20 protein-coding genes are annotated in these 17880 nt (G+C 72.3%); 9 read left to right on the forward strand and 11 right to left on the reverse strand.

The genetic code is table 11. The annotated features are described in order from the left end of the window. Positions 1-100 precede the first annotated feature (100 nt). The 4 genes from ACIQVI_RS05855 to ACIQVI_RS05870 all read right to left on the reverse strand — a co-directional run bounded on the left by ACIQVI_RS05855 (position 101) and on the right by ACIQVI_RS05870 (position 5481). Positions 101-1093 (reverse strand): sporulation protein, encoded by a 993-nt coding sequence (locus tag ACIQVI_RS05855; RefSeq protein WP_351974091.1) that lies wholly within the window; start codon positions 1091-1093, stop codon positions 101-103. Between the two features lie 210 nt (positions 1094-1303). After that, positions 1304-2350, reverse strand: a complete 1047-nt coding sequence (locus ACIQVI_RS05860) for an NUDIX domain-containing protein (RefSeq protein WP_403591501.1) — start codon at positions 2348-2350, stop codon at positions 1304-1306. Between the two features lie 42 nt (positions 2351-2392). Then, positions 2393-3463 (reverse strand): aminoglycoside phosphotransferase family protein, encoded by a 1071-nt coding sequence (locus tag ACIQVI_RS05865; protein ID WP_403591504.1) that lies wholly within the window; start codon positions 3461-3463, stop codon positions 2393-2395. Next, positions 3460-5481 (reverse strand): ABC transporter ATP-binding protein, encoded by a 2022-nt coding sequence (locus ACIQVI_RS05870; RefSeq protein WP_403591507.1) that lies wholly within the window; start codon positions 5479-5481, stop codon positions 3460-3462. The genes ACIQVI_RS05865 and ACIQVI_RS05870 overlap by 4 nt, the downstream gene beginning before the upstream one ends. Before the next feature lie 637 nt (positions 5482-6118). On the opposite strand from ACIQVI_RS05870, the gene ACIQVI_RS05875 reads away from it, so the two are divergent. Continuing rightward, a complete protein-coding gene (locus tag ACIQVI_RS05875) occupies positions 6119-7330 on the forward strand; it encodes a S8 family serine peptidase (RefSeq protein ID WP_403591510.1) in 1212 nt (403 codons plus the stop codon). Between the two features lie 82 nt (positions 7331-7412). On the opposite strand, the gene ACIQVI_RS05880 is transcribed toward ACIQVI_RS05875, so the two are convergent. Both ACIQVI_RS05880 and ACIQVI_RS05885 read right to left on the reverse strand, forming a co-directional pair. Next, a complete protein-coding gene (locus ACIQVI_RS05880) occupies positions 7413-8486 on the reverse strand; it encodes an SRPBCC family protein (protein ID WP_403591513.1) in 1074 nt (357 codons plus the stop codon). A 3-nt stretch (positions 8487-8489) separates the two neighbouring features. Continuing rightward, on the reverse strand, positions 8490-9362 hold the full coding sequence (locus tag ACIQVI_RS05885) for a histone protein (RefSeq protein WP_403591516.1): 873 nt from the start codon (positions 9360-9362) through the stop codon (positions 8490-8492). A gap of 206 nt (positions 9363-9568) precedes the next feature. On the opposite strand from ACIQVI_RS05885, the gene ACIQVI_RS05890 reads away from it, so the two are divergent. The 8 genes from ACIQVI_RS05890 (at position 9569) to ACIQVI_RS05925 (ending at position 13532) form a co-directional block, all read left to right on the forward strand. Next, a complete protein-coding gene (locus ACIQVI_RS05890; protein WP_403591519.1) occupies positions 9569-9937 on the forward strand; it encodes a gas vesicle protein in 369 nt (122 codons plus the stop codon). Between the two features lie 28 nt (positions 9938-9965). Continuing rightward, entirely contained in the window at positions 9966-10439 is a 474-nt protein-coding gene (locus tag ACIQVI_RS05895; RefSeq protein ID WP_121830907.1) for a gas vesicle structural protein GvpA, read from the forward strand. A 3-nt stretch (positions 10440-10442) separates the two neighbouring features. Next, on the forward strand, positions 10443-11159 hold the full coding sequence (locus ACIQVI_RS05900; RefSeq protein WP_403591522.1) for a GvpL/GvpF family gas vesicle protein: 717 nt from the start codon (positions 10443-10445) through the stop codon (positions 11157-11159). A 99-nt stretch (positions 11160-11258) separates the two neighbouring features. Next, positions 11259-11507 (forward strand): gas vesicle protein GvpG, encoded by a 249-nt coding sequence (locus ACIQVI_RS05905; protein ID WP_121830905.1) that lies wholly within the window; start codon positions 11259-11261, stop codon positions 11505-11507. Between the two features lie 18 nt (positions 11508-11525). After that, on the forward strand, positions 11526-11981 hold the full coding sequence (locus ACIQVI_RS05910) for a gas vesicle protein (RefSeq protein ID WP_403591525.1): 456 nt from the start codon (positions 11526-11528) through the stop codon (positions 11979-11981). Then, positions 11978-12892, forward strand: coding sequence for a GvpL/GvpF family gas vesicle protein (locus ACIQVI_RS05915; protein WP_403591528.1), 915 nt, complete (start codon positions 11978-11980; stop codon positions 12890-12892). The genes ACIQVI_RS05910 and ACIQVI_RS05915 overlap by 4 nt, the downstream gene beginning before the upstream one ends. Then, positions 12889-13104, forward strand: coding sequence for a gas vesicle protein (locus ACIQVI_RS05920; RefSeq protein WP_053648488.1), 216 nt, complete (start codon positions 12889-12891; stop codon positions 13102-13104). The genes ACIQVI_RS05915 and ACIQVI_RS05920 overlap by 4 nt, the downstream gene beginning before the upstream one ends. Further along, complete coding sequence (locus tag ACIQVI_RS05925; protein WP_403591531.1) at positions 13101-13532, forward strand: gas vesicle protein K; 432 nt, start codon at positions 13101-13103, stop codon at positions 13530-13532. Before ACIQVI_RS05920 ends, ACIQVI_RS05925 begins: the two co-directional genes overlap by 4 nt. Before the next feature lie 23 nt (positions 13533-13555). Here the strand turns inward: ACIQVI_RS05925 and ACIQVI_RS05930 are convergent, their stop codons facing one another. The 5 genes from ACIQVI_RS05930 to ACIQVI_RS05950 all read right to left on the reverse strand — a co-directional run bounded on the left by ACIQVI_RS05930 (position 13556) and on the right by ACIQVI_RS05950 (position 17579). Continuing rightward, positions 13556-14215 carry a hypothetical protein gene (locus ACIQVI_RS05930; protein WP_403591534.1) on the reverse strand — a complete coding sequence of 220 codons (660 nt, stop codon included), beginning with the start codon at positions 14213-14215 and terminating at the stop codon, positions 13556-13558. 76 nt (positions 14216-14291) lie between these two features. Next, positions 14292-15245, reverse strand: coding sequence for an SAM-dependent methyltransferase (locus tag ACIQVI_RS05935; protein ID WP_403591537.1), 954 nt, complete (start codon positions 15243-15245; stop codon positions 14292-14294). Next, positions 15212-15886 (reverse strand): cysteine hydrolase family protein, encoded by a 675-nt coding sequence (locus tag ACIQVI_RS05940; RefSeq protein WP_403591540.1) that lies wholly within the window; start codon positions 15884-15886, stop codon positions 15212-15214. Before ACIQVI_RS05940 ends, ACIQVI_RS05935 begins: the two co-directional genes overlap by 34 nt. Beyond that, positions 15883-17046, reverse strand: a complete 1164-nt coding sequence (locus tag ACIQVI_RS05945; protein ID WP_403591543.1) for an isocitrate/isopropylmalate family dehydrogenase — start codon at positions 17044-17046, stop codon at positions 15883-15885. Before ACIQVI_RS05945 ends, ACIQVI_RS05940 begins: the two co-directional genes overlap by 4 nt. Then, positions 17043-17579, reverse strand: coding sequence for an EF-hand domain-containing protein (locus tag ACIQVI_RS05950; RefSeq protein WP_403591546.1), 537 nt, complete (start codon positions 17577-17579; stop codon positions 17043-17045). Before ACIQVI_RS05950 ends, ACIQVI_RS05945 begins: the two co-directional genes overlap by 4 nt. Positions 17580-17880: the final 301 nt, after the last annotated feature.

Raw genomic sequence — 17880 nt, forward strand, 5'->3', positions numbered from 1 at the left:
GCCCGCGACCGTGCCCGCTCCGCCGGGGGCCCGCGACCATACGCGGCCACGGGTCCCGGCCACGAGCCCCCGGCGGCGGAAGGCCCTACTCCTCGTCGCCCTACTCCTCGTCGCCCTCGCCCTCGTCCTCGTCGTCGCCCTCGAAGAAGTCGCCCACCTCGTCCACGACTTCGGCGGCGACCATGCCGCCGACCACCCCGACGGCCAGTCCGGCCGCACCGGCCGCGACCGCGGTGCCCACGCCGGGCCCCGAGCGGTGCCCACCCCCGTGCCCATGGCCGTGGCCGTGGTCGAGGTACGAGCCCTGGGGGTGGTACGAGGCGTGGTGGTCCACGAGGCCGCCGACCCACTCCTCGACCCGGGCGTTCCAGTCGACCCCCTCGACCTCGTGGTGGCTCACGGTGAAACGGGTGAGCACGTCGTGGCCCTCGGAGAAGGGGCCGCCGCGCTTGTCGGCCTCCAGGACGACCTCCAGACCGGCCGGCCCGGCCAGGAACGTCAACTCGATCTCGTTGACCTGATGCGCGTACCGGGGAGCCGGGGTGATCTCGATCTCCTGGTAGAAGGGCAGCTGCTGCCCGGTGCCGTTGACGCGGCCCAGCTCCAGGTCGGCCGACTTGAAGCCGAACCCCAACTGGCCGAAGGCCTCCAGGATCGCCTCCTGGGCGGGCAGGGGGCGCACCGCGAGCGGATCCAGGTCGCCCTTGTCCCGCGCCCCGGCGATCCCGAGTTCGGTGCGCACCCCGAGGACGATGCCCAGGTCCTGCCCGTACAGCTCGGTGACCGGGGTCTCCCACGGCAGCGGGAAGGAGAAGGGCACGCTGCGCCGCTCGTGCTCCGCGAGGCGGAAGTTTCCGCCGACCACGTGCCGGTGGAACACGACCGTGCCCTCCGACTCCCCCTCGTCGTGCTCGGCCTCCACCCGGGCCACCAGCTCCAGGGTGATGTGCTCGACGGTGAAATCGGCATCGCCTCCCTGGAGGTGTACCTGCCCGCCGAGGACACCACCCGGCGCCACCGCGCCCGGATCGAGCACGGTGTCCACCGAGGGACCCCCCACGCCGAGCGAGCCGAGCAGACGCTTGAACACCATCGGGCGTTCACTCCTTCATGTCACGTGCGCGACGCAGCACTTGAGCTGCGACGCTCTCTTGTCTACATGCGTGTAGAAGCATAGGGGGTGAACTCCGCACCGGGCCCGAGGTCCCGTGCGGGGATGACCGGATCGGGCGCATGACGCACCTCTGCCATCCGTGGATCGCGGATCGCGGATCGTGGATCGCGGGAACGGTACGGCCACCGGTCAACGCGACCACCCCGCCTCGGTGTAGAGACGGCCGGTCCCGATTCCTTCGATCGCCGCGCGGGCGTACGGGACGAGGGCGTCGGGAAGGTCCTTGGGGTCCCACCACCGCCACGCGGCGCACTTGTCGGGTTCGCGCAGCTCCGGAACCCCCTCCCAGTGGCGGGCGCGGAAGAACAACTGGACGCGCGGCGGAACCCCGGGCCGGTGCAGCAGGTGGACGACGTGTACGAGGTCGAGGTCGGCCGGGTCGATCACGAGCCCGGCCTCCTCGTACGCCTCACGGGCGAGACAGGCGGTCGCCGACTCCGTCTCGCAGTGCCCGGCGAGGAAGTGCCACAGGCTCCCCGCGTACGCCGAGTCCGGGTGCCGCAGGCCGAGCAGCACCTTCCCGTCGCGCTCCAGCCAGAGGTGGACCCCGACGATCTGCGGCACGCTCCCGGACGGGAAGGAGGACGGCGGGACGGCCCCGTCGGTCGGCCCCGAGCCGTTCAGCTTGGCCCGCAGGCCGGGCGAGGACACCTGGTCGAAGGGCAGCCAGCACGTTCCGTCGGCCTCCTCGGCCCTCGGGACGGGCTCCGGAGCGTCGTCGGCGAGGCGGAAGACGAAGCGGAAGTCGTATTGCGGGTGGGCCGGTTCTTCTCCCGTGGGAGTGGGAGTGGGAGTGGGAGTGCGGGCGGGGGCGACGTCGATGTCGATCGGCCCGGCCCCGAAACCCGGCATCGGCGCGAAGGAGGAGGCCGGGAGCCCCGTCTCCTCCTCGGCCGTCCGCAGGGCGGCGGCCGACAGCGTCCCGTCGGAGTCCTCGAACCGGCCGCCCGGGACGAGCAGCCGCCCGGTCGTCCGGTGGCGTACGTGCAGGACCCGCCGGTCGCGGTCGATCACGACCGCGCTGTACGCGAGGTCCCCGGGGAGGACGGCGCGGCTCGCCGGATCGCCGCCCGCGTCGAGCGCGGCCCGCAGCGGCCCCAGGGCGCCCCGCTCGCCGGGGTGCCGCTCCAGGTACAGGGCCAGCAGGTCACCGAGGTGGGAAAGGGAGAGCGGCATGTCAGAACCTCGCAGAGTTCGGGAGCGGGGAGACCGCGGTCATCATGGACTGCCCACGGGAGCGGTGCGTCGGAGGTGTTCGCGCAGGAGTTCCCCGGCCTCGTCCAGCCGCTCCCGCAGCACGGCGGCGGCCCGGTGCCGGTCCCGGGCGTACGACTCCGGGGAGTCGGTGGCCGGGCCGAGACCGGCCACGACCGCGTTCAGCGGATACACGGACAGCGCGAGGGCGACGGCGGCCACCCGTGCCACGCACACCAGCTCCTCCACCCCCACCGCCGGGTACCGCGCGTGATAGGCGGCGGCGAGCCGGCCCAGGCCGCCCGGCCAGTCCGGCCGCGAGAGGACCGTGCGGGGGGCGAGCGCCGGCCGGCCCAGCTCCCACACCGGTCCCCGCCGGCCCGGCGGACGGAAGTCGATCAGCGCGGCCACCCGGCGGCCCTTCAACAGGACGTTCGGACCCGACGGGTCCCCGTGCACCAGCTGCGTCAGCATCCTCGGCGGGACCTTCTCCAGGAGCCGTTCGACCTCCGGAAGCCGCGCCGGCTTCTCGCGGGCCGTCCGTACCGCCCACCGTTCGAACTCCGTGGCCGGGGGAGCGGCCTCGTACCGGCGGACGAGGTCGGCGAGCCGCGCGGGGTTGCGCGCGAGGTCGACGGTCTTGTCCCTCGGCCCGAGCTCCGGCGGCCCGAACGCGTGCCGGGCCAGGCCGTGGTGCAGCCGGCCGACCACGTCGCCGACCTCCTCCCACAGCCCGCCGTCCAGCCGCCCGTCCGCCGTCACAGCTCCGGGGACGTACTCCGTCACCGACACGGCCGTGCCCCGGTGAGCGGCGACGAACCGGTCCCCGCCCACCATGGGACGGGCGGCGGCGACCGGCACCCCGCACCGCCCCGCGTACGCGGCCAGCGCGGCAGCGCCCTCGGCCTCCGACAGGTCCGCACCGTGCGGGGAGGTCTTCACGAACCAGCGGTGTCCGTCGTCCCCCGTGACGACGAAGTTCAGGGTGTCGGTCCCCGCCGGGCCCGTCTCGACGGCGACGGGCACGATGCCGAAGGCGTCGCGGAGCAGGAAGGCCACCCGGGAGGTCCGGGCCTCGGAAGGAGCGGGCGTCACGACAGTGCCGTCCCCTCGCCGAGCGGGGCGGCGGACCCGTCCGCGCCGTCCGCCGCCGGGGCGGGCTGCGCCGGCACCGCCGGGGACGTGAACTGACGGGCCTGCAGCTCGTACGCCGTCCGGAACGCGCCCGTGCCCGTCGCCGGGTCCATGAGCCGCTCGAAGGTCCCCTGCTCGACGACCCGGCCCTCGTCGAGGACGTAGATCAGGTCCGCGTGGCGCACGCTGTGCAGGCGGTGGGTGATCAGGACCGTGGTCTGCCCGGTGCCCGCCAGCCGGTGGATCTGGTCGAAGACCCGCTGCTCGGCCGCCGGGTCGAGCGCGCTCGTGGGCTCGTCCACGATCAGGACGGCCCCGTCGCGGTATCGGGCGCGGGCGAGGCCGATCTTCTGCCACTGGCCGCCGGAGATCTCCTGCCCGCCCTTGTAGCCGCGCGAGAGCAGGGTGTCCAGACCGCGAGGGAGGCTCCCGACGACCTCGTCCGCCCCCGCGTACCTGGCCGCGGCCCCGATCGCGGTGTCGTCCATCGCGGCCCCCGGGCGGCCGATGCCGACGTTGACGCGCGCGGTGAAGGGCCAGCGGTAGAAGTCCTGGGCGACCATCGCGACACGGTCGAAGACCTGCGCGCGGTCGGCCTCGGCCGTGTCCACGCCTCCCCAGAGGACCCGGCCCGCGTCGGGGAGCCGCGCCCCGCTCAGCAGCCGGACGAGGGTCGACTTGCCGCTGCCGTTGCGGCCCACGAGGGCGACCGTCCGGCCCCGGGGGATGACGAGGTCCACCTCGTGCAGGGACGGCTTGTCCGCGCCGGGATAGGTGAAGGACACCTTCTCGAACCGGATCTCGTCGAACCGCTCGGGCAGGTCGAGCCCGCCTGCGGGAATGGCGCGCCGTACGGCCTCGTCGCACAGGGTCTCCAGGTCGGCGACGAACAGGGCCTCTTCCTGGACCTCGGTGACGCGCAGGACGAGGTCGGTGATGCTCGCCGATCCGGTGCGGATCGCCAGTACGGCCGTACCGGCCACGGCCAGGTCCATCCGCCCGTTCCACAGCAGCAGCCCGAGGACGCCGTAGGTGGCGACGGTCGCGATTCCGCGCGCCGAGTCCGAGAACAGGCCCGTGCGGGCGCCGATCCAGGCGAGCCGGGTCTGCTCGCGCTCGCTCGTCTCCGCCATCTGCCGATAGTGCTTCAGGAGGAACGGCGCCACGTCGTGGACGCGGACCTCGGCCGCCGCCTGCTGGTCGATCAGGAGCCGGCTGATGAGCTGGCCGGCCCGCACGTGCTGCACGAAGCGGTGCCAGCTGACGTACCGGTGACGGGCCATCGTCAGCGACCCCCAGGCACTCGGCAGCGCCATGCAGATCAGCAGGGGGAGCAGCGCGGGGTGCAGCACGGTCAGGACACCGGCCGCGGCGACGAGGGAGATCGCGGAGGTGACGACGGCGGTGCAGTAGACGACCATCCGCCGGGCCGACTCGGCTCCCCACTGGGCGGAGTCCATCAGCTTGTGGAAGGCGTCGTCCTCGATCGCCTCCAGTTCCACCCGGGCCACCAGGCCGAGGTAGCGCTCGGTCGCCGCCCGCTGGACCTTCGGCTCCAGGACACCGGTCGCGGCGGTCGACGCCGACTTGCAGGCCGACCCGACGACCGCGAGGACGGCCACCAGGACGAGCGACGGCAGCGCGGCCCGCAGTCGGCCGGTGATGTCGCCGGGGGCGAGCAGCTCGACGAGCAGGGCGTTGACCGCGATCAGGGACACGGCCTGGGTGACGCCGCGCACGACCTCGCCGACGGCGACGGTGGTGAGGGCCCGTGGATCCGCCCGGCGGGCCAGCCGGACGGCGACCGCGACCTGCCGGGGCAGCGAGGCGGCCATGGAGCGGAGACTGAGCTTGAGCCAGGCGCCGTTGTGGGCACCCCAGCCGTAGTCGTAGGTGAGTTCGCCGCCGAAGAGGAGCTGCTCGGAGGCCGAGGTGCCCTCTGCCGCGGCCGTTCCCGGAGGGCCGTCGTCGTGGCTCATGCCGTCCCCCTCGTCTCCGGACGCACCGGGGGGAAGGTGCCGGCGGCGCGGCGACCCAGAGGGACGGCGGGCAGGGGAGTCGGGGAGATCGGTACGGGACGCATGGCGGCCTCCGGAAGCGAGGAGGTGGGGTGTCACGAGGTTCAACGAGACCGCCGGGCGTGTCGAACACATGTGTTTCGGACGCGGCGTGAACCGCCAGGGTGGGCGAATGGGTGTTCGTGCCGGGTACACCGATCCCTGCGGCGCGGGGGTCGTGCCTCGCCGTCCACATGGCCGAAAGAGGAATGTCCCCGCCCGAACGCTTCGAGTACGGCCGCTTCGAGTGTGGCTGTTTCGAATGCGAGGCGGGGAAGCGGCCGTGTGTGGTGGTCGATCCGTTCCACTACGTGAACCGTCAACGACCTTCCGGGAGCGGCCCGTTGTTGTCGTGCGGACGAGGAGGAGCCGACTCGTGCGGGCGAGTTGCGGTGACTTGTCCCTTCACTTTTTAAGAAACCTTGTTGAGAAAGTCATAGCTCTGTGAAGGCCCGTTGATTTGCACTCGTCAATCGGTCAGGGTTTCGAGCGAGCCGCCGGAGAGTTTCCTTCCGGTGGCCCAACCCCCCACAAATCCTGACGAGGAGAGCCCTCTTTCATGGCAACTCACAAGCGTGCCCGCAAGTTCAGGATCATCGCCGTCACGACCGCGATCGCCGCTGCGACCGGAGTGACCGTCGCCGCCGGCCCGTTCGCCGGCGCGGCCCCCACCCCCGCGGAGGGAACCGTCTACGGCCTCGGCGCGGAGAACGCCGTGGCGGGCAGCTACGTCGTCCTGCTCGACGAGAAGACCGACAAGGCCGGCAAGACCGAGCTGGCGAAGGAGTACGGCGGCACGCTGCGCCGCAGCTACGACTCCCAGGTCAACGGATTCTCCGTCAACAACCTCACCGAGACCGAGGCCAAGCGCCTCGCCGCCGACCCGTCCGTCGCGAAGGTCGTCCAGAACCGCACCTTCAGCATCAACGAGACCCAGGAGAACCCGCCCTCCTGGGGCCTGGACCGGGTCGACCAGGCGGACACCGCGGGCGACCAGAAGTACACCTACCCCGACGCCGCGGGCGAGGGCGTCACCGCGTACGTCATCGACACCGGCGTCCGCGTCAGCCACGGCGACTTCGGCGGCCGCGCCTCCGACGGCTTCGACGCCATCGACAACGACAACACCGCCCAGGACGGCAACGGCCACGGAACCCACGTCGCCGGCACCATCGCCGGAAGCGCCCACGGCGTCGCCAAGAAGGCGAAGATCGTGGCCGTCCGCGTCCTCGACGACAACGGCTCGGGCACCACCGAGCAGGTCATCGCCGGCATCGACTGGGTCACCGAGAACCACCAAGGCCCGTCCGTCGCCAACATGAGCCTCGGCGGCAGCGCCGACCCGGCCCTCGACGAAGCGGTCAAGAAGGCCATCGCCTCCGGCGTCACCTTCGGCGTCGCCGCCGGCAACGAGTCCTCCGACGCCGGCCAGGGCTCCCCGTCCCGCGTGGCCGAGGCGATCACCGTCGCCTCCTCCACCAAGGACGACCAGCAGTCCAGCTTCTCCAACTTCGGCGCCGTCGTGGACATCTACGCCCCCGGCTCGGACATCACCTCCGCCTGGAACGACAGCGACACCGGAACCAAGACCATCTCCGGTACGTCCATGGCCACCCCGCACGTCGTCGGCGCCGCCGCCGTCTACCTCGCCGGCCACCCCGACGCCACTCCGGCCCAGGTCGCCGAGGCCCTGGTCGGCGGCGCCAGCGCCGACAAGATCGGCAACGCTTCTCCCGGCACCGCCAACAAGCTCCTGAAGATCGTGGAGTAACCGGAACCGACCGGCGACGGCCCGCCGCGCCCTCTCTCAAGAGGGCGCGGCGGGCCCGTTCGCGTCCGGGGACCGGTGGGGATCAGCGCCCGCGCCGCCCTCGGCCGGCGGACTCGTAGTCGGCTTCCTCCCCTTCCTCGTCCTCGTCCCCTTCCTCGTAACCCTCGTCGTACTCCTGGCCGGGCTCGACGTCCTCGTCCTCGTACGACTCCTCGTTCTCTTCCCCGGGCTCGTACTCCCCGCCCTCCTCGTACTCCTCCTCGGGCTCTCCCTCCCCTTCTTCCTCTTCCTCCTCGTCGACCCCGTCCGGCTCCTGCTCCTCCCCCTCCTCCTGTTCCTCCTCCAGGGCCTCCTCGTGCGTGCGGACCACCTCGCCGTCGCGTATCTCGCCGCGCCAGCCCTCCGGCTCGTCGTCGGTGAGGGTCACGTGACGGCGGAAGTGCTTCAGGTCGAGGCGGAGCCGACGGCCCTGGGCGCGCCAGACGTTGCCCGTCTTCTCGAAGAGCCCGGAGGGGTAGTACTCGACGGTGACCAGGATCCGGGTGAGCGACGGGCCCAGCTCGTGGAAGCTGACGCAGCCCCGGGTCGACCCCTTGGCGCCGTCCGAGGTCCAGATGATGTGGTCGTCCGGCACCTGCTCCTGGACCGTCGCCTTCCAGCTCCGGGTGGAGGGACCCACCTTGACCTTCCAGTCGCTGGAGGTCTCGTCGCCCTGGGAGACGTTGCGCACGCCCTTCGTGAAACCGCTGAAGTCCTCGTACTGGGCCCAGTGGTCGTACACCCTCCGGATCGGGGCGCCCACGTCGATCGTCTCGACGATGCTGGTGATCTTCTGGGTCCCGCTCTTGCGTTTGCCCTTCCCCTTGCCGAACAGGTTCGACGCGGCGTCGGTGACCTTGTCCTTCAGGCCGCCGAGGGAATGCCCCACCATCGCCTTGACGGGGGAGTCCCCCTGGATCATGCGCCCGCCGATGTCCGCGAGGCTGCCGCCGTTGTCGGCCACGTCCTGGAGCTGCCCGGTGACGTCCCCGAGCTTGTCCGTGGCCTTCTCGGCCAGTTGACCGGTCTGGGCGGAGAGGTAGTCGCCGAGTTCGCCGAGCAGCCGGTCCATCCCGGATCCCGACTCCTTGCCGGACGTGCGGTTCTCGGATGCCATGACCTACCTCCGCGCCGACGGCTTGCGCGCGGCCGTCTTCTTCGAGGCGGTCTTCTTCGCCGCCGGCTTGCGTGCCGTGGTCTTCTTGGCCGCGGTCCTCCCGGGGGCGGTCTTCTTCGCCGTCGCCTTGTGCGCCGTCGTCTTCTTGGCGGGCGCGCTCTTCTTCGCGGGAGCGGCCTTCTTGGCGGGCGCGCTCTTCCGGGCGGAAGCGGTCTTCTTCGCGGGAGTGCTCTTCTTCGCGGCCGGCTTCCTCGCCGCCGCCTTCTTGGCGGGCGCGCCCTTCCCGGCGGAAGCGGCCGTACCGCGTGCCCGGGACGTGCTGCCCGCCCGGGCCGACGAACGCGAGGAGCGGCGCGGCCTTGACTCCTCCTCCTCGGCCTCGTCCTCCTCCGGTTCCTCCTCGTCCTCCTCCGGTTCTTCCTCTTCTTCCGGCTCCTCTTCCTCCTCCCACGCGTCCTCTTCCTCGTCGTACTCCTCGGGCTCCGACTCGTCGTCCTCGTAGTCCTCTTGCTCCTCCTCGTCCTCGTAGCGACCGTCCTCGTCCTCGTCGTCCGCCTTCCCGCCGCTGCCGATCGCCAGCGTCCGTTCGTGGAGCGAGTCGGCGAGGTCGGAGAGCTTGCGGTCGGCCGCCGACCTGAGCGCCTGACGGCCGGCGTCCAGGGCCTCGCCCCGCAGCTGGTCGCCCATCTCCGCGACCTGGGGGATCTCCTTGAGCTTGCTCAGGCCCTCCGTCACGAGCTGCCGGGGTTCGAGGCCGAAGCGCCGCCCCGCCAGGTAGGTCGCCACGGTGAACGCGAGGCGCCCCTTCTTCGTCCGCCCCAGTACGTAGCCCCCGGCCACTGCGGCCGCCAGGGCGATCTTGGACGTGTCCTCCATGACCTCTGTCCCTTCACCGGGCGTCCGCGGCCTCGCCGTCGCCCCGTACGGAACTCTCCGTACCGGGCCGTACCTCCGCTTGTTGCCCCCGTGAAGGACGCCCCGTTCGGGCGGTGGGGAACGAGCCTGCTCTCCCGGGCATGGCATTTGTCCCTATATCATGAAATTCTAGCCTTAACCGGCTGTACGTCCTCTGGAAGTGCCATATGGCCTCAGCAGATCCGGACCGCCCCCGGCGGGCCGCCCCGCGCGCCGACGACGAGCGGCGGGAACGCCCGCCCGCCCGGCGCCGACCCGCGCCGCGCAGGGCGAAAGCCGTCGACGCGGGCTCGGCCATGAGCTCGGCCGCCGAGCAGCTGGCGAAGCTGCTCGGCAGACCGCCCGAGTCGGTCTCCTCGCTCAGACCCACCGATTCGGGGTGGGAGGCGCAGGTGGAAGTGGTGGAGCTGGAACGCATCCCCGACACGACCAGCGTGCTGGCCAGTTACAAGGTCTCACTCGACGAGGAAGGCGCGTTGATCTCCTTCGAACGCACCCGCCGCTACAGCCGCGGGATGATCGATCGGCCGTTCTGAGAACGGTTCGGCCGTGAAGGGAGGCACCATGACGATGGTGCCGCAGGGCGGCGGCAGCGCCGTCGGCAGGGGCGGGGGCGGGGGGTCCTCGGGCACCCTCTACGACGTCCTGGAGCTCATCCTGGACCGGGGCCTCGTGATCGACGTCTTCGTCCGCGTCTCGCTGGTGGGGATCGAGATCCTCAAGATCGACGCCCGGATCGTGGTGGCCAGCGTGGACACCTACCTACGCTTCGCCGAGGCCTGCAACCGGCTCGACCTCGAATCCGGCCGCAAGGCTCCGGCACAGCTCCCCGAGGTCGTCGGCGGAATGATGGAGGGCGGGGCCCACGGCAAGTCCAAGGGAGCCCTCAGCGGGGCGGTCGACGCCGTCACCGAGTCCCTGACCGGGAAGTCCCGCGACGACGACGAGCCGGACGAGGAGGAGGAAGCGGAGGAGGAGCCCGCACCCCGACGCCGGCGGCCTCCCGCCCGACGCGCGGCGCGCCGGGAGAAGGAGTGACCGATGGCCCTCTACGTCTACGCGATCACGGGGAAGGACCACCCCCTCGCCGTCGAGGACCTGACCGGCGTCGGAGCCGAGCCGTCCCCCGTGCGCGCCCTCGCGTCCGGACCGCTGTACGCCGTGGTCAGCGACGTCTCCGAGGAGATCCGGCCCAAGCGGCGCGACCTGCTGATCCACCAGGAGGTGCAGGAACGCCTGATGGAGGGCGGTCCCGTCCTGCCCCTCCAGTTCGGTTACACCGCCGCCGACGAGGCGACGGTCGAACGGGCGCTCCGCGAGGACGCCGACGGCTACCTCGCCAACCTGGAACGGCTCGACGGCTGCGCCGAGTACCACGTGAGGGCCTCCCAGAACGAGGAGGAGCTCCTGCGCCAGATCCTGCGGGAGACCCCCGAGACCCGGGAGCTCAACGAACGGATCCGGGCCGGGGACCCGGACCCCCAGCTCCCGCTGACCCTCGGCCGGACGGTCGCCGCACAGGTGCGGGAACGGCAGGACGCGCTCGCGGCCGGACTGGCCGACGCGCTCGTCCCGTACGCCAGGGAGCACAACGTCCGGCCGGCGTCCGGCGACGACTTCCTCAACCTCTCGCTGCTGATCTCCGACGACCGGAAGGAGGAGTTCCTCTCGGCGCAGTCGGGCCTCGTCCGGCAGCTCGGGGACGGAGTGGAGTTCCGCCTGAGCGGCCCCCTCCCTCCGTACAGCTTCGTCCAGTAACGGAAACGGAGACGGAAGCGGAAGCGGAGACGGAAGCGAGAACGGGAGCAGCGGGAGCAGGAATGGAGACGGGGGCAGACAAGGAAGGAGACGTGGCGGATGGGACTGCTGACGCAGCTGCTCACGCTTCCCGTCGCCCCGGTGCGCGGCGCCGTCTGGATCGCCCGGAGGGTCGTGGAGGAGGCCGAGGAGGAGTACTACGACCCGGCCCCTGTCTGGCGGGAGCTCAGGGAACTGGAGGGCCGGCTCGTACGGGGGGAGATCGACCAGGAGACCTTCGACCGGTACGAGGACGGGCTGCTCGACCGGCTGGACGAGATCGACGCCTACCGGCGGGGGCTGCCGTGACCCGGAATCGAGGCCGCCGTGTCTGACCCCCTGCCCGACCGGTTCGGATCCGTCCCCTCCCGGGCGGCGCCGTCGCCGTACGGCCCGAGCTCCTCCGCCAACCTCGCGGACATCCTGGAGCGGGTGCTCGACAAGGGCATCGTCATCGCCGGGGACATCCGCATCAACCTGCTCGACATCGAACTGCTGACGATCAAACTGCGGATCCTGGTCGCCTCCGTGGACAAGGCGAAGGAGATGGGCATCGACTGGTGGGAGCACGACCCCTCGCTCTCCTCCAAGCACACCGGCGGCCCGCTGGCGGAGGAGAACCGCAGGCTCCGCGCGGAGCTGGAGGCACTGCGGCGCGAGAGGCTCGTGACCGGGGAGGTCGTCGAGGACGTGGAAGACGCGGAGGAGGCGGAAGAACCCGAGGAGGAAGCGGCCCCTCGGCGTGGGACGGGGGCGAGGACACCACGGAAGCGCAGCAGATGAACGGCCCCGGGGACCTCACCTATGTGTACGCCGTGGCTCCGGACACGCGGGAGGTACGCGCGTCCCTCAAGGGCCTCCGGGGGGTGTCGGGCGCTCCCGTGTCCCTCCTGGGCGAACCCGAACCTGCGCCCGGACCCGAACCCGATCCCGGGCCCACATCCGATCCCGCGCCCTCCTCTCCACCCGCCCCCGTCGCGTTCGTCGTCAGCCGGGTCGCGCCGGACGAGTTCGACGAGCGGACGCTGAAGGCCCGCTTCGAGGACCTGGAGTGGCTGGAGGGCGTCGCCCGCGCCCATCACGAGGTCGTCCAGACCGTCGCCCGCCACGACACCGTCCTCCCGCTGCGCCTGGCGACCGTCTACCAGAACGACGACCGCGCCTGCCGCGCCCTCGCCGCCCAGCGCCGGGTCTTCGCCGAACGGATCGCCCTCCTCCGCGACCGGAGCGAGTTCGGCGTCAAGCTGTACCTCAGCCCCACCGGCCCCCCGGATCCCCGCGAAGGCACCGCCGCCGACGGCTCCCTCACTCCCGGCAAGGCCTATTTGCGAAGCCGCCGGGCCCAGCACAGCGCCCAGGAGGTCCGCTACCGGCACGCGCAGGAGGCCGCCGACCGCGTCGAGGCCCTGGCCTCCCGGTTCAGTACGCACCGCGTGCGCCACCCCGCCCAGCGCGGGGCCCTGGCGGGCCCGGAGGAGAACGTCCTCAACGACGCCTATCTCGTCCCGTACGACCGCGCCGAGGAGTTCCGTACGGCGCTCACCGCCGTGGTGGAGGGCCTCGACGGCGTACGCGTCGAGGTGACCGGCCCGTGGGCCCCCTACTCCTTCGCCACGCCGTCACCGCCGCCCGCGCCCGAAGCCACCGGGGAGACCAGGGAGACCGGGGGAACAGGGGAGGGGCGTGCGCCGTGACCGTCTCCCGGCCCACCGAGTCGCTGCCCGGCCGGCAGGTCGCCCTGGTCGACCTGCTCGACAGGCTGCTCAGCGGGGGAGTGGTCCTCTCCGGCGACATCGTCCTGTCGATCGCGGACATCGACCTCGTCCGCGTCTCCCTCCGTGCCCTGATCGTGTCCGTCGACTCGGAGTCGGACCCGCTGGCACCGATGAACCGGGAGCGGGCGTGAACGAGCCGGACCCCGCACCGGGGGAGCGGAGAACCCCTTCCCGGCCGTCCCCCGGGGCGCCCCCGCCCCTGGACCGGGCGGGCACCGCCCTGAACGACGCCTTCCGCCTCCTCCAGGCCCCGCCCACCCCGGCCGACGAACCCCGGCGCCCTGCGCGCCGCCTCCGTACCGACCACGAATCGGTCGAGGAGGACCTGCTCAAACTCGTCCTCACCGTCGTGGAACTCCTGCGCCAGCTCATCGAGCGACAGGCCCTGCGGCGCGTCGACGCGGGCGACCTCACCGACGACCAGGAGGAGGAGCTGGGCGCCACCCTGATGGCCCTGCACGACGCCCTGTCCGACCTCTGCGCCGAGCACGGCTACACGCTCCAGGACCTCAACCTCGACCTCGGCCCGCTCGGCCCCCTGCTGCCCCGGGCGGACTGAGCACCAAGCTCCGGCCCGCGCCGTCAGGAGGCGACGGTGAGGCCCGCCAGGTCGAGGGCCCTGGCCACGGCGGGCAGGTCCAGCGGCGCGTCGTCGTGGCGGGCGGGCCGCAGGCGTTCGAGCAGAAGCTCCGGCCGCAGCCGGTGCGCCTCGGCGTCCGCCAGGAAACCGGCCGCGTCCGCCCCGTCGCCGTCCGTGCCGTCGAGGCGGTCCGACAGCTCTCCCAGTACCTGCTCCCGGTCGACGAACCCGCTCATGCCGCAGTCCAGACCGTCGTCCCGAAGGTCCTCGGGGTACGGCGCGCGGGCCCAGACCCCGTCCTCGTACCAGTAGACGCAGCCCAGCTCGTCCCCCTCGATCCGGTCGCGCAGTTCGTCGTACGGGAGCCAGTCCGGCCCGCCCGCGAGCATGTCGATCGGCGTCCTATGCCACTTCACCCCGCTCGACTCGTCCTCGCCGTAGAGCACGAAGCGGCCCCCGCCGCTCCGGGACATGGTCCACCAGGTGCAGCCGGAGTCGTCGTGGTGGAGCCCTTCGGCGTCGACCCAGAGACCGGTGCGGTAGCCGCTCGCGCGCTGCTCCTCCGCGGTGGTCGCCCCGATGGCCGCGAGCAGCGCCCACCGGCCCCACAGCGCCTCGCCCGGCGGAAGGTCCTCCGGAAGCCCCGGTCGGTGGATGGTCATGAACGCCCCCGTGAATCCTTGCCCCGATGATGATCACACCAACAGTACGGGCCTTCCGGGATGCGGCTCGGCCCTTTCAACCCCGCGAGGAGCGGCCCCGTCCCGGAGCGGGACGATCCGCCGTGGCGAAGATCCAGCGGTTGGCCTCCAAGGCGTCGTCCGGTTCCGGGAGCGGGCCCCGGCCGTGGAGCGCGGTGAAGTCGTACGGGCGGTGCACGGCCACCTGCCAGCCACGGGCGGCGAGGGACCCGGCCGAGTCGGGACGCGGCCCCGCGGCGAAGAGGCCCGGCAGGTCGATGCCGATCCGCTCGCGCGTCGTCGTGTAGACGGGGCCGCTCCGCACCCGCCCCGACTCGGCGGTCACCTCCTTGATCTCGTACGCCAGCGTGCTGCCGGCGGCGCTGAGCCGGTCCACGTCGTCCATCAGCCGCCGCTCGGCCTCGGCGGGGAGGTAGAGCAGCAGGCCCTCGGCGAGCCAGGCGGTCGGGACGGACGGGTCGAAACCGGAGACGCCACCGCCACCGCCACCGGAGCTGAGCAGTGCTTCCGTCCAGTCGTCCCGGAGGTCGGCGACGCACGGGCGGCGTTCGGCGACGGGCTCGGCCCCGATGCCGTCGAGCACCGATTGCTTGAAACCCAGCACGTCGGCCGAGTCGATCTCGTGGACGAGGGTCCCGGCGGGCCAGTCGAGCCGGAAGGCCCGGGAGTCGAGCCCCGCGCCGAGGAGCACCACCTGGCGCACGCCCGACCGGGCGGACGCCAGCAGATGGTCGTCCAGGACGCGGGTCCTCAGCCCGAAGTACCGGCCGAGCCTGCCCCACAGCGGGTCCGAGGCACCGCCGGGGACCTCGTCGGGATGGAGCGGCCAGTCGGTGGCGTCCAGCGCCGCCCGGACGAAGGCGGCGGCGAACGGATCGCGGGCGAGGGCGTCGGGACGGTGGGTCTCCACGGCGCGGGCGGCGGCCACCAGGAGGGCGGTGCGGCCCACGCCCGCCGTCACCCCCGGAGCCGGACCGGCTGCGGTGCGCACGTCTCCTCCCCTTCTTCCTGCTCATCTTGCCGCCGAGGCTCCGCCCCGGGAACGGACCACACGGACGGGTCGTCCGATGCGGGGGTGCGGGCGCCGTAGAGGACGCGCATGAACGCCAGGACCTCCTCGTACGGCAGGTGCAGGGACGTGGTGCAGTCCGCCAGTACGGTGACGTGGAAGCCCTTCTGGAACGCGGTGCGGGCCGTGGAGTCCACGCACACGTCCGCGAACAGGCCCGCGAACACCAGGTGTTCGACGCCCCCGGCGCGCAGGTGCTCCTCGAAGCCCGTCGCGAGGAAGGCGTCGAAGCAGGCCCGCTTGGTGAAGACGGACTCTCCGGCGGCGGGCAGAACGCGGTGGAACTCCGCGCCCCAGGTGCCCTCCAGACACTTCGGCGGCCTGCCCCGGGCCCGGTCCCGCAGCCGCCAGCTCGCCCCCTGGTGGGAGGGATCGCCGAGGAACCGGACGAACACCACCTCCACGCCCCGGCGCCGGGCCTCCTCAACTGCTCCGGCGGTCGAGGAGGCGACGGCGTCCAGGGTCGCGGGGTCGCCGCGGAACCGGGCCCTGGCCAGGGGACTCGCGCAGAAGTCGTTCTGCAGGTCCACCACGACCAGGGCCGTGCGCGCCGACGCGGTCACGGGCCGCCCACCAGGGCCGCGTCCCGGAGCACACTGCCCGGCCCGGGGACGTCGAGCGTGTCGATCAGCGCGTCGACCACATCGCTCGTGGAGTGCCGGCCGCCGAGGTCGGGGGTGCGCACGCCCCGCTCGTCGAGGACCGCGAGGGCGGCCTCCGTGGCCGCCACGGCACCGGGGCACCCGGCGTGGTGCTCGGCGACGAGCGCGGCGGCCCGGACCGTGGCCACCGGGTTGACCAAATTCCGGCCCGCCAGGTCGTCGGCCGACCCGTGCACGGTCTGGTACTCCACCAGGCCCCGCAGCGCCGGGTCGAGACAGACGTTCTCCGTGCAGCGGTTCTCCTGCCGGTCGGAGCCGTACCGGTCGAGGAGCATGACGTGCATGATGTCGGCCCACTCGTTCCCGGCGATCAGCAGGGTGCGGTCGGGCAGCCCGTGGGCGAGCAGGTTGCGGTTGACCGTGTCCGGCTGGAACACCTCGATCCGCACCCCGAGCCGCTCGGACAGCTCGGCCACCCACGCGTCGAACGCGCCGTCGAGCAGGTGGAACTTGTACGCCATGACGATCCGGCCGATCCGCCCGTCGGGCCAGGTGCGCCGGGCCCGCTCCAGGGCGTGCTCGACGACCGCGCCGGTGATCTCGTGGCTGAAGGTCAGGGTGCGGGTGACCTCGCCCGGGACGTGCGTGTTCTCACCGGTGTAGAAGCCCTGGGCCTGGTCCCGGACCAGCAGCAGCGACCGCCCGTCGGCCGTCAGCAGGTCGACCTTCACGGCGCGCAGCCGTCGCCGGACGAGATACAGCGACTGGGCGTTGATCGCGGTGCGGAAGACCGCCGTGGTGCCGCGCCCGGCCAGTTCCCGGCACCACGCCTCGTAGTGCTCGGCGTCCTCGGCGGTCAGCCGCTGGGTGGCGGCGACGTCGTGGCCCCGGCGGAGCGAGACGTAGGAGTGGTACAGACGCGGCGAGCGGACGACGTCCACGCCCGAGCTGCCCGAACCGCCCGCGCCGTCCGGGCGACTGGCGGCGAAGGTGTTCAGTACGCGCTCGAAGACGTCCGCCAGTTCCGGGCCCGTGCCGTGGCCCACGGCCAGGCCGATCGCGGGCCGGACGTGGCCTAACGGCGAGGCCCCCGTGGCCCCCTGCCCGATCTCCCCGGTCATCGGGCGGCGCCGGGGACGAGGCGGTCACCGGCGATGCCGGCCTTCTCCGGGCGGTAGTAGTCGCGGATCCCGTCCGCCCAGGTGGCCACCGGGACACGGTCGCCGTCCACCGGGCCGAAGGCCTCGAACAGCGCCTCGATGTTGGGGCGGTCGAAGCCGATGGCGGTCATCAGGGAGAGGAAGTCGGGGCGGGCGACGAAGCCGTCGCCGTGCACGTCGCCCATCGCGGACAGCGCCTCGGCGAACTCGTCGACGGCGGCGTCGAACCGCTGCGGGTCGAGCACGACGGCGGTGAACTCCTCGGGGCTGATCCGCCCGTCCCCGTCGGCGTCCAGCTCGGACAGGAGCGTGTCCCCGTACCGGCGGAAGGCGCGGAGGAGCCTCGTCCCGGCCTTCTCGTCGGCCGTCGGCAGCGCCGCGACGGTCCGGTTCCCCATCAGCTCGAAGTCGGCGGGCTCCAGGAAGCCGTTCCCGTCGGCGTCGAAGAGGGAGAACACGAGCTGCACACGGTCGGTGGCCTCGGTGGTGGGCATGGGGATGCACCCGGCTTTCGGTGAGGATGAGGATGACGCCGGGACACGTGCCCGGCTGTTGATCCACTATCGGGGTGCCGAGGTGCTATCGATGTACAGAAGCCGGGTTTTGTACACGATCGAAGGCAATTCGCCGGACGGCGCATGACATGCCGGAAAGCTGGAAATCGGAGAAGGTTTCCCTCGGTGACCGGTGACCGGTGACCGGTGACCGTTCGCCGGAGGTGGCGCCCGTTCCGGCCGGACGGGCCGGAACGGGCGGAAGGAAAACGGGCCTTAGCGAACAGGCCGGAAGGAACGG

Source organism: Streptomyces sp. NPDC098101 (assembly GCF_044760185.1).
GTDB lineage: Bacteria > Actinomycetota > Actinomycetes > Streptomycetales > Streptomycetaceae > Streptomyces.

Excerpts from the sequence above, each read along its gene's own strand:
- ACIQVI_RS05855 (WP_351974091.1), bottom strand. The coding sequence starts at position 1,093 with ATGGTGTTCAAGCGTCTGCTCGGCTCGCTCGGCGTGGGGGGTCCCTCG.
- ACIQVI_RS05860 (WP_403591501.1), bottom strand. The coding sequence starts at position 2,350 with ATGCCGCTCTCCCTTTCCCACCTCGGTGACCTGCTGGCCCTGTACCTG.
- ACIQVI_RS05870 (WP_403591507.1), bottom strand. The coding sequence starts at position 5,481 with ATGAGCCACGACGACGGCCCTCCGGGAACGGCCGCGGCAGAGGGCACC.
- ACIQVI_RS05875 (WP_403591510.1), top strand. The coding sequence starts at position 6,119 with ATGGCAACTCACAAGCGTGCCCGCAAGTTCAGGATCATCGCCGTCACG.
- ACIQVI_RS05880 (WP_403591513.1), bottom strand. The coding sequence starts at position 8,486 with ATGGCATCCGAGAACCGCACGTCCGGCAAGGAGTCGGGATCCGGGATG.
- ACIQVI_RS05885 (WP_403591516.1), bottom strand. The coding sequence starts at position 9,362 with ATGGAGGACACGTCCAAGATCGCCCTGGCGGCCGCAGTGGCCGGGGGC.
- ACIQVI_RS05890 (WP_403591519.1), top strand. The coding sequence starts at position 9,569 with ATGGCCTCAGCAGATCCGGACCGCCCCCGGCGGGCCGCCCCGCGCGCC.
- ACIQVI_RS05895 (WP_121830907.1), top strand. The coding sequence starts at position 9,966 with ATGACGATGGTGCCGCAGGGCGGCGGCAGCGCCGTCGGCAGGGGCGGG.
- ACIQVI_RS05900 (WP_403591522.1), top strand. The coding sequence starts at position 10,443 with ATGGCCCTCTACGTCTACGCGATCACGGGGAAGGACCACCCCCTCGCC.
- ACIQVI_RS05905 (WP_121830905.1), top strand. The coding sequence starts at position 11,259 with ATGGGACTGCTGACGCAGCTGCTCACGCTTCCCGTCGCCCCGGTGCGC.
- ACIQVI_RS05915 (WP_403591528.1), top strand. The coding sequence starts at position 11,978 with ATGAACGGCCCCGGGGACCTCACCTATGTGTACGCCGTGGCTCCGGAC.
- ACIQVI_RS05930 (WP_403591534.1), bottom strand. The coding sequence starts at position 14,215 with ATGACCATCCACCGACCGGGGCTTCCGGAGGACCTTCCGCCGGGCGAG.
- ACIQVI_RS05945 (WP_403591543.1), bottom strand. The coding sequence starts at position 17,046 with ATGACCGGGGAGATCGGGCAGGGGGCCACGGGGGCCTCGCCGTTAGGC.
- ACIQVI_RS05950 (WP_403591546.1), bottom strand. The coding sequence starts at position 17,579 with ATGCCCACCACCGAGGCCACCGACCGTGTGCAGCTCGTGTTCTCCCTC.